The sequence below is a fragment of the Desulfovibrio sp. genome (genome assembly GCF_047607245.1).
In the GTDB taxonomy this organism is placed as follows: Bacteria; Desulfobacterota; Desulfovibrionia; order Desulfovibrionales; family Desulfovibrionaceae; genus Desulfovibrio.
This window is the reverse complement of the sequence record NZ_JASGDK010000055.1, coordinates 1-15,487: the sequence shown is the minus strand read 5'-3', so window position 1 is coordinate 15,487 and position 15,487 is coordinate 1. Positions and strand designations below refer to the sequence as shown.

Here is a 15,487-nt window from a genome sequence, read left to right as displayed (position 1 = left end):
TGGATATTTTCCGCTCAAGCGGTCCCGGCGGCCAGAGCGTCAACACCACAAGCTCGGCTGTGCGCATTACCCATATTCCCACGGGTATCACCGCACAGTGCCAGAATGAAAAATCGCAGCATCACAATAAAGAAACGGCCTTGCGCGTCTTGCGCGCCCGCCTTTACAACATGGAACTTGAAAAACGCGAGGCCGCACGTCAGGCCCAGTATGCCGGCAAGGATGCCATAGCCTTTGGCAGTCAGATACGCACCTACACGCTCCAGCCATACCGCCTGGTCAAAGACCACCGCACAGGCACCGAAGTGGGCGATGTGGATGCGGTTCTGGATGGTCATATCGACGCCTTTCAACACGACTACCTCCTGTACCGTCATGAGCAGCAACGCTGAACTTGAAGCCTTGGCATGTGAACTGCTTGCTCTGCGCAAGGCAGGTTCCCCGGTGGATGAGCAGCTGTCCGACGGCCAGTTGACGCCCACTGTGCTGGTGGCCCGCCTTCTGTCCGGCTTCAGCCCTGACCGCTGGCAAAGCTTCTGCCGCGATTATGCCGAAAGCCGCTGGTGCGTGCTGCCAGTGGGAAGTGCAGATCAGCAGGTGCCAGCGGCCAATGCTCAGCCCGAAGTGCCGACACAAATGGCCAATGTTCTCATTAGCAGACTTTTTATGGACCAGATCCAACGTGAAATGCTACGCTTTTCACGTTCGGGTGGCGACCTCAGTCTGGTTTATGCCGACCTTCCCCACAGGGCTGAACTGCTCAATCAAGTGGGGCGGGCCGCTCTGGATCAACTTGATGCAGCGCTAGCTGCCAGCCTGCGTGAACACAGCGAAGCCTGCGACAGCATCAGCCATGTGGCAGAAGGACGCTACGCCCTGTTGCTGCCGGGTGTGAGCCAGTTGCGTGCACGGCTTCTGGCCGACCAGATACAAAAAACGTTTGCACAACAAGTTGCGTTACGCGCCGAGGCCCTGATAAATGACGCCCCCGCCTGCGCGCTTGGCATTGCCTGCATCAATCCGGGAAATGGAACCTCTGCCCAGTTTCTGATGAACCAGGCGGAAGACGCCCTGCAAAATGCGCTGCAACAAGACGGCGGCCATATCTGCCTTGCAGGCAGCGCCAGCCTGGAAGAAAGGGCCAGCCTAGTCCACTCAAGCGAAAAACGCTTTCTTTTTTTTGGGAGAAACAACTAATGGCAAATAAAACCTTGAGCGTGGTTCTGCTGAGCGGCAAGGGCGGGGTTGGCAAAACCAACATTTCTCTCAACCTTGCCTACGCGCTGTTTCAAATGGGTTTCAAAAACATGCTCATGGACTGTGACCTGGGGCTGGCCAACCTTGACGTGCTGCTGGGCATCACGCCCGAGGGGAACCTTCAAAACGCCTTGCTGGGCGAAGCGCAGATCAGCGACGTGCTGCACCATGTGGAACCCGAGGGTTTTGACGTGCTGCCCGCCGCCTCTGGGGTGCCCGAGCTTACCGAACTGCAGCCCGATATGCGCGATTTGCTGCTGGCCCGTCTTGAACCAGCTCTGGACAAGTACGATTACATTTTTATGGATGTGGGCGCAGGCATTTCCGGCACGGTACAGACCTTTGCCGCAATGGCCGCCATGCGCATTGTGGTCATCACCCCGGAACCCACGTCGCTGACCGACAGCTATGCGCTGATCAAGGTGCTCAATGCCCGCTACGGGCTGCGGGACTTTATGGTGATCGTCAACCAGGCTACTTCCGCAAACGAAGCCAAATCCGCTTTTGAGAAGTTGCACGGAGCCTGCCGTCACTTCCTGCACCTTGAACCCGTTCTGCTGGGCCACATACGCAATGATAAAAAAGTGCCGGAGGCAGTATGCCGCCAGCAGCCTCTCATGACGTACGCTCCTGGCAGTCCTGCTGCTCAGGATATACATACGCTGGCTTCGCGCTTGCAGAGATTGCGCCTGGGCATGGCCGACTGGCTGGCCCCGCGCAAAATTTTGCAACCAACCCCTGACAAAGAGTAAAGAAGAAGGTGAAAAGCCTGCGCGGACTGTTTACCTTGTTGCATAAAAGGTATAGGCTTGAATTAGCAATAAATGCCTATCGTTGAATCATTTTGGCATTCAGACTTTGAAACGCGTGGGCGGCTTGGGGCGAAACACAAAAATTGCCAACAATACCGCCATGATATACACTCACACTCCCGTTTCAGGCACAATGCTTTAGTGAGCAACATAACGAGTTACGGAGGCGTGATGAACAAAAGCGAACTTATCAAGGCGCTGGCCGACGAAACCAATATCCCCTTTGATGACGCGTCGATGGTGGTGAACACCTTTTTTGACGCGATGAAACAATCCCTCCTCGCTGGCGAACGCATTGAAATTCGCGGCTTTGGCAGCTTTAAAATTAAAGAGTATGAGGGCTATGCTGGCCGCAATCCCAAAACTGGGGAAAGCGTCAGCGTATCCTCGAAACGTCTGCCCTTCTTCCGCGCTGGCAAGGAATTGAAAGAATTCATAAATCAATAGGCATAGTTGCATAACGCGGCTTTGCCGCATTTTGGGCCGAACGGGATGAAGGCTTGCCTTCATTCTCGGCGTTCGGCCATCTAAGGGCGCGCAGGGCGCGCCAAGGAGACCGTCATGCTGTTTTCCGGTGCTATGACAGCGCTTGTTACCCCTTTCAAGAATAACGCCCTGGATGAAGAAGCCTACAGAAACTTCATTGAATTCCAGATCACTGAAGGCATTCACGGCCTGGTGCCCTGCGGCACTACCGGTGAGTCTGCCACACTCAGCCACGAAGAACATGAAAGGGTCATTGAAATTTGTATCGATCAGGCCAAGGGACGAGTACCAGTCCTGGCCGGAGCCGGATCAAACAATACGCTTGAAGCCATCCGCCTGACCCGTTTTGCCCAAAAAGCCGGGGCCGACGGCGCGCTGCTCATCACGCCTTACTACAACAAACCGACGCAGGAAGGGCTGTTTCAGCACTACAAGGCCATAGCGGAAGCCGTGGACATGCCGCTTGTGCCCTACAACGTTCCTGGCCGTACAGGCTGCAACCTGCTGCCTGAAACTCTGGCTCGCCTCACAAAGATATTTTCTCACATTGTGGGCGTGAAAGAAGCCACTGGCGACATGGCCCAGGGCAGCAAGACCCTGTCCAGCAGCCCGGCCAATTTCAGCGTGCTTTCGGGTGACGATTTCACAGCCCTGCCCCTCATGGCTATGGGTGGAAAGGGTGTTATTTCTGTTACATCCAACCTCGTTCCGGGGCGTATGGCAGCCATGTGCAACGCCTTTAACAAGGGCGACGTGGCCGAATCTGCCAGGATTCACCACGAATTGTTCCCCTTGCATGAGGCTATGTTCATTGAAAGCAATCCCATTCCTGCCAAGACGGCTCTGCACCTTATGGGCAAGATGGAAGCAGAACTGCGCCTCCCGCTTTGCCCCATGAGCGAACCCGCCAAAGAAAAACTTATTGCTGTTTTGCGCCAATTGAAGCTCATTTAAGCAAGCCTGACTGGCCTAACGCACTTTTACTCATAAAAAGCCGCCCGCTATTGTTACGCGGGCGGCTTTTTGAATTTACAGGCGCAACCAAGGGCTGTTTCTGAATAAATGATTGCGCGCCGTTGTTTCATACTGACACTATTCGGAGTTTTCTGCGGCGTAACGCTTTACGGCGGTGGCAATGACTGAAGCTGTGTGAATACTCCCAAGCAGAGAGCCTGCATACACAGCAACCAAAGTACTTTGATGAAAAACTAAAGAGCCTCCTGGAAACGTGCAGCTATTTCGTTTGGCAAGACGCGATCTTTTTTAAGCAGGAGTGGACTTTTCTGTCCTCGACTGTTTCAAAAAAAGCGAAGCAACGCCGCCAAACGAAATAACTGCACGTTTCCCTAAAGCCATACAACAGAAAGGTCGCCCGAAGCGACCTTTCTTCATTTTGAAGCCCTGACGCGCAGGACGACCGTATTCCAAAAAGCTACATAGCGGCCTTGTATATTCCGGCTACCGCAGCGTCCGTCATAGTGCGGGGGTTGGTAAGACCGCAGGCGTCCTTCTGAGCGTTGGCCGTCATAGTGGGAATATCGCCTTCCTTCACATCCTTGCCGTACTTTTTGCCAAGGGCCTTCAGGCCTTCAGGAATGCCCACGTCTGTGGACAGGGTATTAATGGCGGCAATGGCCTTCTTGGAAGCTTCGTCAGCGCTCAGGCCTTCGGTGATTTCGCCAAGCAGACGGGCGATACGGCCAAAACGGCGACGGGTAGCGATGCGGTTGTATTCACATACGTGGGGCAGCAGAATGGCATTGCATTCGCCGTGGGGCAGGTCATAGAAACCGCCCAGCTGGTGCGCCATAGCGTGAACGTGCCCGAGGCTGGCGTTGTTGAATGCCATACCAGCCAGATACTGGGCATAGCACATGCCTTCACGGGCTTCCTTGTCCTGACCGTTGGCCACAGCGCGACGCAGATAGCGGTTAATAAATTCCATCGCCTTTTCGGCGCAAGCGTCGGTCATAGGTGTGGCTGCAGTGGAAACATAGGCTTCAACAGCGTGAGTCAGAGCATCCATACCAGTAGCTGCGGTGAGGGCCGGGGGCATGCCCATCATAAGAACAGGGTCGTCGATAGCTACGCCAGGAGTACAGCGCCAGTCGACAATGGCCATCTTCACCTTACGTGACGTGTCGGTGATGATGCAAAAGCGCGTCATTTCGGAAGCGGTACCTGCGGTGGTGTTTACGGCCACATAGGGAGGGAAGGGCTTGGCGGATTTGTCCACGCCTTCATAGTCATGAATCTTGCCGCCGTTACCGGCAAGAAAGCCTACGCCCTTGCCGCAGTCATGCGAGCTGCCGCCGCCAAGAGTAATGATACTGTCGCATTTTTCCTTTTTGTACTTTTCAAAAGCAGCATCCACATTTTTGTCAGTGGGATTGGGCACAGTCTGGTCGAAAATGGCGTACTTCATCTTGGCTGCATCAAGAATATCGGTAATCACCTTCAGAATTCCGGCTTTTACGATGCCCTGGTCCGTAACGATCAAGGGTTTGCTGCCGCCAATGTTCTTGAGGCGAAGAGGAATCTCCTTGGAACACCCTTCACCCACAAGAGTAACATTGGGGATGAAAAAAGAAGTTATCTGTCCCATGTGCATGCTCTTAAGCTCAGTACTCATATGCGACTCCTGGCGTTATGCGGATACAACACATCTAAGTTATTTTGTATATGCACCGCAGTGATAAGGAAGCATCCTTTATGGCGACAGTACAGCATAGAAAATCCCAATGCAAGCTTCCGGAAGCTGAATATATAACACTTTTAAACATTTTTTACGTTAATTAGAATGTTCATTTTTACACAACTAAATAAGTTTTGTTCTTTTTTGCACAATACTACATTGATTGATTGTTCACCCAAAAATTAAAACCGTGATGACAGCCAGCTAACATTATTTCCATCAAGCGCACATACGCCGGACACAGACATTACAGTAACGCAGATCAGGGCCGTCACGTGCAGCGCTGCCTACAATTTATAAAGTAAAATTCAGAGCATGTCGCCGCCAGTCACGCCGCACTGCAAGCTTCCCGCTCAAACTGTACGGTACTGCCATCGCGGCCTGCCGGGCAGCACACAGCGCACACTCGCACACCATATCGAATGTTTTAGAAAGAGGACACTAATCGGCTTGTGCCCACACGAAGGGAAAGACAGGCAAGTATGGCGGCACAACGCGAACTGCGATTGCAGGGTGCCAGCGTTAGACGCGCGTTCTGATGTCACTGCATTACTGGGGAACGGGCGTGCGATCCACACATCCGCTCCATCCACAAGGCACAGAGCACAGGAAAACCATACTGGCGTTTTTACATGGCAATTGGATAAGCTAACAGTCTGAGCTGTTGAGAATATTACCTTCAACTAGGAGGTATTTTTGCAGATGTTTTGAACAGCAGCTTTTTTGCTCGAAACAAAAGAAACGGCCCTTTTCATGAGGGCAGCGTACGCTTACGTACACAACCGTCATGAAAAGGGCCGCGTTATGTGCTAGTCAGCTAAATGGAATGGAAACAACCCAGAGACTGTCCCTAGCGTCCCCCACCCGGCTCTTTTATCTTGCCGGGTCGGCACATACGGCTCAGGCGGCGCAAATAGGCTTTACGTTTGTCCAGAAAGAAGGCCAGAGGACGTGAGAAATTACGCCCCAGCAGACCGTCCACAAGAAGCTGGCTGATCTCGCGCTCACGCGTCAGCACAAGCTGCGATCTGGCCAGCACGTTACGGTCGGCTTCCGGCATGGCGCGCGCAATCTGCCGAAAAGCGTCCTGCGCTCTGGGCTGGTAAAACCAGATGTACATAAGGTCAAGGGCGTTGACGATGAAAGCCCGCTCCAGCTCCTTACCCTTGACTCCTCCACTACCCTGAAGCCCGCCGGGACGGGCCAGCTTGATAAGCGCGTCTTCGTGGGGAAACAGCAGCTCCAGCCGCGTGTAGCAGTCAAAAAGGTTGTTGAGCTTGCTTCTGTAGTCCCAGCGGCGCATGCGCAGGTTCACCTGACTGTCGGCATAGCCTTCAATAATGGCAGCCACTGTGTCCGAAGCCATTTTCGACACCACCGCTGCACTGGGCACCATATACAGTTCAGGACTGGCTACACCAAGGGCTCCAAGCCCCAGGTACAACAAATAGTTATACGAAGACGACACAGGAATGGCCAATGCGCTGCGAAAGAGGTTGCCGATGGCGGCCTCTTTGGGAAAACCGCGAAAGACATTATGCGCGCAAATATAAAATCCATTGATGATGCTCAGAACCGTAAAGACCGTCCAGGGGCTCTGCGCCACTGTTATGCCCAATGTTCTGTCCAAGAACCACACGCGCACAATCGCCTCAAGCAGAAGGACGGAAATGCCCGTGTACATGAGCGAGTCGCACAAGCGGCTCACACTGACCTGATCTTTCCAGTGGAGCAAAGTATCCCGCGTGGCTCCCTTGGCAGCCAAAACCATCTGCATCACATTGCGAACGCCCGTGATGCCAAACCAGATAAAGGTGCCGCCCCAGGCGAGAACCCACCAGTCCTGCGTATATAAAAATGAAAAGAAAGCCGGAACAAAACCCAGTAACACCTTGAGCCAGTTGCAAAACGAGCTGTTCAGGTAGGAAAATCCGGGGCGGCACCTGCTCGCCTGCTGGTCTTTGCCCAACAGGTTATTGCCTGTCGCCGGGCCGAGCCCGCCAAGGTTAATGACATTGCCTTGCCCGCAGACGCGAAAATCTTCGCTGGCCGTCTTCCAGGTCTTGCGGCGCTCCATGCCCAGGTGGCGACAGCCAGGCACCCACCGCAGGCAGGCAGCCAGCCGCTGCCAGGCAGAAGGGTTACGTGGCTTGGCATAACTGTAAACTTCTTCCACCGGCGAACAGATGGGGATTTCAAACTGCTGCTGCCCCCTGCCTTTATGAGCCGAAAAACGGCCTTTAGGCAGGGTATCTTTAATGACAAAACCCATGCCGTACGTAATGCGGCTGGCGGAGCTGGTGCCCAGACGTGAACCCAGAGGCTTGTGACGGTAGTGCTCCCACAGCTTCGGCACATTATGCAATATGTCGCGAAACTTGGCGGCCCTTTCTTCGTCCACAGTGCGCATGCGGCGCGCCATCTGACGTATCATCTGCTTTACGCGGGGGCCAAGCCCTTCATTGAACGCCTGCTGCAATTCGCTGATGGGCTTGAGATTAGCCTGCTGGCGCTCCATCCAGCTCTTCATGTTGAAGATTTCCAGATGGGTGATATTGCCCTTGGCATCCCATAAAAGTTCCGCCACATCCTCAACGCTCAAGGCAGAGGTGCAGAGCACAAGACGATAGCCCGGCGTAAGCTCGGCCAGTTCCCGCGTAAGCTCAAACATCGTGAGCCGCATGAGATGAGGCATCTCTTCCGAAGCAGGCGGGCATTCCAGATCTGGCAGTTCAGGGTGCAGGGCCGCGGAAAGCCATTCCTCAGCAATATGTTCCGGCCCCAGATGTTCAAGCACAGCCAGCTCGGCACGCGAAGTGGCGTCATCCTTTTCGGCAAGCCTGGCGGCACGCTGGCGCAAGGCAGGCTGCACATGGCGGTGCAACCCTTCAGCCAGATGCAGGCTGCTGGCCTGTCCCCTGCCTACAAAGCGCAAAAATTCGTCTGCCGACAGTTCGGGAATTTCAACTTCCCAGGCGGCTTCCATCTTGGGGCGCTGATGTTCGTTCCACAGAGAAAGACAATGGAGCACACGGTCACGCCGCCAGCGCAGCACTTCCCTGCCACGTTTCATCATTTCAGCCACTTTGGGGCTGTGCAGAAATTCCAGAAAATCTTCATTGGAGCTGAAGCCGCGCGGTATCCAGAACAGGCTCACAAAACGCCCATAAAACGGAACCTGAAACTCCAGACCAATACGTACGGCTATGCCCGTGATTTCAGCGGCGCGCAGGATTTCACGCGCAGCGTCAGGCTGCACCCAGTATTCATAGGCCACCGTCAGTGAGCGCAGCCCCTTGATCCAAGCGTCCATGATAAGGTGCGTCGGGCTTTTGCGGCCCTTGGTGTTGGCATCGTAAACGTGGTCGTCAAAGGCAAGCTGGTTCCACGCTTCCGGCATTTCCGGCAGATGATAGCGAGCCAGCATGCGACGGACAACACGCGGCGTGCCCTGAACGGTACGGCGAAAGTCGTGCGCCAGCTCAAGCTGTTCCTGCGGATTGTCATGAGCGCGCACAATGCTTTTCATGATCTGCATGAGCACGCGCGCCGTGTTGCGGCGCAGCGACGAGTGTGCGCTGTTGAGCACTTCATCATACAGGGTCTGCAATGCCAGCAGACGATCCCTGGCCTGGGTGCGTCCGACCTGAAGGTTGCGCAACAGGTTGATAACAGCATAGGCCATGCGTGAAACAGGAGTTGCTACCAGTTCCTTGATGCCGTGCGGATGCAGACTGGGGTCAAAAAGGCTGGTGTCCGAAGGTTTGTTGTCGGACTCCAGAATGCGATTGACAAGAACAAGGATATCCCTGTCCTGTTTGTCAAAATAAATGCCACGCCATACGAAACTCACGCCATATACTCCTTACGAAAAGCCGCCTTACGGCGGCTGGAATGAACCATTTGCGACAATACCCCGGCCCAGCGTCCACGTCAAATGCCTGAACTTAGGCTGGTTGATTTCAAATATGAAAGGCTTTGTGCAAAAGCCGTGGAGGCTCCCTTTGCTTCCCACGGCCACCCTGCAATGTCTTCCAACGTCCGTCATGTAGCGAGGGTTGCATGGCTTCTGCTGCGATGGGTTCCTTGCCCCGTCCGGTGATCTCCCTCCGCACCGCCCTTCTACAGATGGACGTTGAACGCGTGACAGGGTTCATAGCCAGCAGGGCTATTGTAATTGACATAAAATTTCGCTGATGAGCGAGAAGGAAAAACCTGCAAACAAAATGCACTTTCCCCACTAAGCCCTGCAAAATACAATCGTGTCATAAGCCCCGAGGATAAAACAAGTCTGCTTCTGCCAGTGCTGATACTGGCAGAAGCAGACAGAAACCAAACGGCAAAAGGGAAAAAGCGGGGGACGAGCCGCCGGATGCTACAGCCCGCCCCCCGGTTGCCCGAAGGCAACCCGGACACACCGCGCCAGCGGCCCCGCCGGTTCCGGGGCTGAGTGCGCAGCCGGGCGACAGCCTGCAATAAGGAGACACGCCGTCCTGTGGTCCGCCAGGAAAACTCAGTATCGCCTGCCTGAAAATCAGGGCAGGGTAACGCACAGGAATGTACACTGCTGCCGAACAGCCGCTCCTGAAGAAAGCTCCACAACAGCGGCCCATATCTGAACACTGCACCCGTCAGCAAATAATCCGCATTTACGCCATAAAGCCCTCAGGCCTGATCATGACAAAATCCGATCCTACACGGTAAAACTGCCCTCTGGCCCCAAAGGGCCAGAGGACGCAATCAGATGCAAAATCAGATGAACTCGTCCATACAGCCAGCCCGCACCTTTTTGAGCAGGCGATCCGCCGCGCCACGTTCGTGCAGCGACATTTTGTTCAGCTTTTCATTCAGCAAGCGCTCGCCCATGCTGCGGGTATAGGGGGTGGCGTAGTGCAGCAGAAATTCCATAAATGATGCCGCAGAGTTGGGACTACACTGGCCCTTCATGCCGCATTCACGCACCATAGCAAGAAATTCCTCTCCTCTGCGGCCAAGCCTTGGGCAGGCTGCGCAAAACGACGGCAGATGCCGCGCCTCTTCAAGCAGAAAGCGCACCACTTCATCCACGTGGCAATCTTCGCCCAAGGGGAAGGGAACCTGCTGACCGGGAGCAAGCGCCCACCCTTCATAGGGGTTGGCCACACTGCCCGTGAGCAGTTGCGAAGCCCCGGCGCTACAGCCGTCGCGCCAAAGCCCGGCGGGTTCCTTGGTGGTGAGGATGATGCCGCTGTGCGGAAGGGCCAGCCTGACCAGAGCCACACAGCGCAGATAGTCCGCATCGCTTACCGGATAAGGCGTATCCATAAGGCTGCCGGGGGCAAGACGCATCCTGTGCAGGCTTACGGTGCGGCAGCCCAGATCGTACACGCGCTCGAGATGGGTCGCGTGCTGCGCGAGGGCAAGCAGATCAAACTGCCAGGGGCCCAGCCCCAGCAAAACGCCCAGACCAACATCGGGCACGCCTGCTGCAAAAGCTGTGTCAGGCGCATTGAGCCGCTTGACGTAATCGCTCTTGGGGCCCGCCACATGGGCGGCGCGGTAGCTGGCCTCGTGGTAGGTGTCCTGATAAATGAGGACAGTGCCCACATAGGCATCTAAAAGTGTCTGGTACTGGGCAGCTTCCAGTGGTCCGACGTTGACGTTGACGCTGTGTATTTCGCCCACGCCGTCAAAAACTGTGTACAGAATGCTTATGGCCTCGGCCAGATAGTCCACATCAGCGTTGGGCAACTGCCCGCTGACCAGAAATATGCGCTTGTGCCCTTGGCGGATGATTTTCAGAGCTGCCTGCCGCATTTCCGGCGAGGTCATGTACTTGCGTTCCACAAGGCCATTATCCCGGCGGTTGGAGCAATACAGACACTCGCTGCCGCAGTGGTTGGAAAGGTGCAGAGGAGCGGAAAGCACCATGCGGTCGCCGTAGACCTTTTGCTTCACCTCATCGGCCACAGCAAGAATACGCTCATGCCCGGCCGGATCGTTCACACGCATGAGCGCCACTATTTCATTCAGGTCAAGCGGCTCCATCTGCATAGACTTATCCAGAATATCCCGCAGTTCAACGGCATCTGGAGCATTTTGACGGCTCAGGGCTTTTTCGATGGTGGCCACATCAAACCATAGGGGCAACGATTGCGCAGACATGCTGTCCGACCTCACACTGTTTCAAAAAAAGTTACATCTAAAAGGCTTGCCTTTTATTTTCAAATACCAACTAAAACCTGTGATTCGATTGTCCAATATTTCACATAAGCCTGTCAAGAAAGAATTCCAAATATTTTGCAACCTCTCTGGCAGGGATGATACTCCCCCTCAATTGCGCGCAATTTTTTTGCGCTATCGCCAAACTGCAAAAAAACAAGCACTGCTATATATGCTTCACGCCCGCGCCGATCCTCAAAAAATGCTGCCGGGACCGTTCTCTCGGCCCGGCGCTTCTGCCGTGAAGCTGCCTGCTGGCAGGTATTGCGGGCCGTGTCGGTGGAGCGTATGCTGGCCGCTGGCCCAACATGGCCGTCCATTTATGCGTTTAAGGAAACCCACCCATGCTTCATTATAAGTTGCCTTCGATCTCAGCCCCGCTTTTCACCCTGCTCTGCTTCATCACGCTGTCACTCTATGTTTTCGTGGGCGCACCCTACGCCGCAGAGTCTGCGTCTGCAACTGGCAGTCCACGCCTGCGCGTGGCCCTGCTGCTGGAGCACCCCGGCGGCGACGGCGGCTGGAACGACGCCCTGTTGCGCGGCCTTGAGCGAGCCCGGGCACTTCCTGTTAATGCCGAAGTGCTGGTGGCTCCGGCACAGGCAGATACCGCCGCCATTCAGGAATTTTTCCGTAATGCCGCGTCCAGTCATGACATGGTGCTGGTGGCCTCTGATCGGCTGCACGAAGCCCTGCGCAACAATGCCGCCAATTTTCGCAAAACCATGTTTGGCTGCATTGACGCGGGCGTGCGCGCTCCCAATATCATGTCCATAACATTTGCCGACGAACAGGCGGCATACCTTGCGGGTGCAGCGGCGGCCATGCTTACAGCCCAGACAGCCCTGCCCGGCATTAATGCCGACAGAACCATCGGCTGGCTGTCAGGAGAAGACGTGCCCGCCATGCGGTCTTTGTTGAACGGCTTTGTGGAAGGCGCCCGCCTTGTGGACCCCGAAGTACGGGTCATCAACCGCATCACGGGTTCCTTTACGGATGCCGCAGCCGGAGGCAAGGCAGCGCGGGAACTGCTGGACCAGGGCGCGGATATACTGGTGCTGGCCAGCGGGCTTGGCAACGGCCCTGCGATGCAAGAAGCCGCCAGCCGGGGCGCGTATGTTATCGGGCTGGACGGAAACCAGGACGACAGGCTGCCGGGGCGCGTGCTCACCTCCATAGTCAAAAAGGCAGACGACGCGGTATACGACCTTGTGGCTGCTGCCGCTTCCGGCAACTTCAAGGGCAAGGAAATTCTTGTGCGCGACCTCAAGTACGGCGGCGTGGATATTACTGAGATGGAGCCGTTTCGCACAGTTGCGGGCAAAAATGCCCCGGCAGGTATGGACCGCAGGCTGCGCGAACTGCGCAGCGAGCTGATCAATGGCGGCATTCGTCTGAAATCCATGCGCGAAAGAACCCTCTGCGACTGTCTGTAGCCTGACGCTGCGCGAAAGCGTGTGCGCCTCAGGAGAGCTTTGATGCCTGTCTATTACTGGTTTCCTGTGCTTGGATGTCTTGGCATAGGTATTATGTTCATGAACATTCCACCTGTCGCCACGCAGTTCATGCAGCTTTTCGGCGTGGGTTACGGCGGATTGTCCTTCTTTTTGAGTTCACTTTTCTGGACCCATGCCCTGGCCCAAATTCCAGCGGGCCTGATCATTGACCGCCTTGGCATTCTGCGGTCACTGGTGATCTCGGCCATCCTTTGCACTGCGGGCTCGCTTGCGCCCTTTCTTGCCCCGCAAGGGCTGGGGTTGGCCATCTTCATGCGCCTTGCCGTGGGCATGGCCTCTGCCATGCTGTTTCTGGCCATCGTTTCTGTAGTAAAAATTCTGGCCCCGCCACAATTCCTGGCGCGCGCCCAAGGTTTGCAGGGGGCGGCTTTCAGCTTTGGCACCATGCTGCCCTATCTGGCGCTTCCTTTTTTTGGCTCTATGGGCTGGGCCGCAAGCTATGTTATGGTGGCGCTCATGCCAGCCCTGCTGGTGCTCTCGTTGCTGTGGGTACCGCGCGCTCCTTTGCAGCAAAAGACCGTTGACGCCAGCTATAGCGTATGGCTGTCGCTTAAAACCGTGGTAAAATCGAAACGTCTCTGGTTTCTAGGCTGCTGCCACGGATTTTCTTTCGGCACCATCACGGCCTTGGGCAGCTGGCTGCCCTCAGTGCTTGCCGACAACAGCCCGGGCAGCCATCCCGAAAACTGGGGCATCGCCACAGGCGCAGTGCTTCTGGCAGGAACGCTTGCCCGCGCTGGCGGCGGAGAACTGGGCAGCAGAAGCGGTCTTCATGAACTGCTGACAAAACTCGTGCTCGGCATTTCCCTGTTGTATACGGCGATGGCCTTCCTGCCGGGACCTTTTCCAACACTGGCAGCGGGAGTGTGCCTGGCCGTTTGTTGCGGCTGCGCCTATGCCACAATATTTGTGCTGACCATACGGACAGCCGGACCAGGGCTTGTGGCCACCGGGGTGGGCTTCATGTCTACCATAGCCAACATGGTCAATGTGCTGCTGACCTTGCTTATGGGCAATGTGCGTGAATATGCGGGATCCTTTAATCCGGCCCTGCTGGTTACGGCCCTGTGCGCCGCCGGGTTGTACCTGTGGGGCCGCATGCTTTCCCGAAGCGGAGATGCCAGATAAGGAATTTTAACTTCGTCATGTCTGCTTGAAGGTAACGCATCCTGGCGGTTTTGGTGCGTATGCGCCTGGAACCGTCTCAAGAGGAATTGCCTGAACCTCGAGTAAAACCGCCCGCTGGCAGGATAGCACACCTGTAAAAACGACAGTGGCGCAGGGAACAGCTGCTACGCCCGCGTCGCGAAAGACGAAGCAATCGGCAAACGAGCTTCGCCTTGCTGCAAGCGCACCCAGCCGCTGCATTGGCCCAGAAAAAAAGCATCTTCCAGGCACTTCCTGCGCAGTTTCACCCCGCGATTTTCCTGACGCTCGCTCTGTGCTGCCGCATACTCTCCTTAATAATCTGCCGCAAAGTCCACAGAGGCTCCGTAGCGGGCAATGGCCCATTGCCGCAGGATAAAAAAACAGATAAATAGATTACGCCTACCTCAAACTCGGGCATCTCCGGCTGTATTTGAATAGCCTTATCCTTCGGAGCCATAAGAGTACCGACGACCTGCGCCTTCACAACTTCCCGGGAGAAACTCATGCTCAAAAAATATATTGTCCTGTTTCTTGCCGTGCTAATGTTGACGCACACCACCGCCTCTGGTGCTGTGGCCAACAGGCTGGTTCGTGTTCCCACTGCCTGGATGGACGAGTTTGAAACCTTTCTCATCTGGTACGCCAAGGAAAAAAACTGGGACAAAGAAGCTGGCCTGGATATTGAGATCAATCAGTATAATTCCGGCGAGGAAGTTCTTAATGCGCTTCCCACTGGCGCATGGGTATACGCGGGTGTTGGGGTGATTCCGGCCATTATGGGGAACATGCGCAACAATGTTACCGCCATAGCTATAGGAGCGGACGAAGCCGCTGCCAATGGCGTGGTGGTGCGCGCAGACAGCCCCATTGCGGCGGTCAAGGGCTGGAACAAAGACTACCCCGAAGTGTTGGGCAGCCCGGACACTGTGCGCGGCAAAACCTTTCTGGTTTCCGACCTCAGTTCTTCGCACTATGCACTCTCTTCATGGCTGGGAGTTCTTGGCCTTCAGGACAGCGACATCATTATCAGAGATATGGTACAGGGGCTGGTGGTGGCCAGCTTTGAAAACCGCATCGGTGACGGTGTTGCCCTGTGGGCACCGCAGCTGTATCTGGCATTGGACAAGGGTGGCGTACTGGCTGCCGACCTGAAAACCTGCGGCAAAGAAAGCTACACATACATTATTGCCAACACCGCATACGCCAATGAACACCCTGAAATTACAGCAAAATTTTTATCTGTCTACTTCAAGGCCGTAGATGAATATACGAGCAAGAGCCCTGAAGTTTTTTTGAAAGACTACCGCCGCTTCTATCTTGAATGGGCAGGCAAAGACTATGACGAAGCCCTGTTGCGGCGTGATATGAAG

13 protein-coding genes are annotated in these 15,487 nt (G+C 55.2%); 9 read left to right on the top strand and 4 right to left on the bottom strand.

What is annotated here, in order from left to right:
- From QM579_RS04100 to dapA, 5 genes are all read left to right on the top strand, one after another.
- Nucleotides 1-392: peptide chain release factor-like protein (locus QM579_RS04100; RefSeq protein WP_414997936.1), on the top strand; the 392-nt coding region annotated here is incomplete at its 5' end.
- A complete protein-coding gene (locus tag QM579_RS04095) occupies nt 376-1,197 on the top strand; it encodes a GGDEF domain-containing protein (protein ID WP_414997935.1) in 822 nt (273 codons plus the stop codon). The genes QM579_RS04100 and QM579_RS04095, both read left to right, overlap by 17 nt.
- Nucleotides 1,197-2,009 carry a MinD/ParA family protein gene (locus QM579_RS04090; protein WP_414997934.1) on the top strand — a complete coding sequence of 271 codons (813 nt, stop codon included), beginning with the start codon at nt 1,197-1,199 and terminating at the stop codon, nt 2,007-2,009. Before QM579_RS04095 ends, QM579_RS04090 begins: the two co-directional genes overlap by 1 nt.
- A 231-nt stretch (nt 2,010-2,240) precedes the next feature.
- Nucleotides 2,241-2,516 (top strand): HU family DNA-binding protein, encoded by a 276-nt coding sequence (locus QM579_RS04085; protein ID WP_414997937.1) that lies wholly within the window; start codon nt 2,241-2,243, stop codon nt 2,514-2,516.
- A 114-nt stretch (nt 2,517-2,630) separates the two neighbouring features.
- Complete coding sequence (gene dapA, locus QM579_RS04080) at nt 2,631-3,509, top strand: 4-hydroxy-tetrahydrodipicolinate synthase (protein ID WP_414997933.1); 879 nt, start codon at nt 2,631-2,633, stop codon at nt 3,507-3,509.
- A 478-nt stretch (nt 3,510-3,987) separates the two neighbouring features.
- Here the strand turns inward: dapA and QM579_RS04075 are convergent, their stop codons facing one another.
- The 4 genes from QM579_RS04075 to QM579_RS04060 form a co-directional block, all read right to left on the bottom strand.
- Nucleotides 3,988-5,187, bottom strand: coding sequence for an iron-containing alcohol dehydrogenase (locus tag QM579_RS04075; RefSeq protein ID WP_414997932.1), 1,200 nt, complete (start codon nt 5,185-5,187; stop codon nt 3,988-3,990).
- A gap of 913 nt (nt 5,188-6,100) precedes the next feature.
- On the bottom strand, nt 6,101-9,103 hold the full coding sequence (locus QM579_RS04070; protein WP_414997931.1) for a hypothetical protein: 3,003 nt from the start codon (nt 9,101-9,103) through the stop codon (nt 6,101-6,103).
- Nucleotides 9,104-9,212: 109 nt separating this feature from the next.
- Complete coding sequence (locus tag QM579_RS04065; protein ID WP_414997930.1) at nt 9,213-9,434, bottom strand: hypothetical protein; 222 nt, start codon at nt 9,432-9,434, stop codon at nt 9,213-9,215.
- Nucleotides 9,435-10,002: 568 nt separating this feature from the next.
- Entirely contained in the window at nt 10,003-11,394 is a 1,392-nt protein-coding gene (locus QM579_RS04060) for a radical SAM protein (RefSeq protein ID WP_414997929.1), read from the bottom strand.
- Here QM579_RS04060 and QM579_RS04055 point away from each other — a divergent pair.
- The 4 genes from QM579_RS04055 to QM579_RS04040 form a co-directional block, all read left to right on the top strand.
- Nucleotides 11,393-11,809 (top strand): hypothetical protein, encoded by a 417-nt coding sequence (locus QM579_RS04055; protein WP_414997928.1) that lies wholly within the window; start codon nt 11,393-11,395, stop codon nt 11,807-11,809. The genes QM579_RS04060 and QM579_RS04055 overlap by 2 nt on opposite strands.
- Nucleotides 11,796-12,887: a BMP family ABC transporter substrate-binding protein gene (locus QM579_RS04050; RefSeq protein WP_414997927.1), complete on the top strand. Its 1,092-nt coding sequence runs from the start codon at nt 11,796-11,798 to the stop codon at nt 12,885-12,887. Before QM579_RS04055 ends, QM579_RS04050 begins: the two co-directional genes overlap by 14 nt.
- A 42-nt stretch (nt 12,888-12,929) precedes the next feature.
- Entirely contained in the window at nt 12,930-14,096 is a 1,167-nt protein-coding gene (locus QM579_RS04045) for an MFS transporter (RefSeq protein WP_414997926.1), read from the top strand.
- A gap of 524 nt (nt 14,097-14,620) precedes the next feature.
- Nucleotides 14,621-15,487 (top strand): ABC transporter substrate-binding protein (locus QM579_RS04040; protein ID WP_414997925.1); only part of this gene is annotated, 867 nt, incomplete at its 3' end.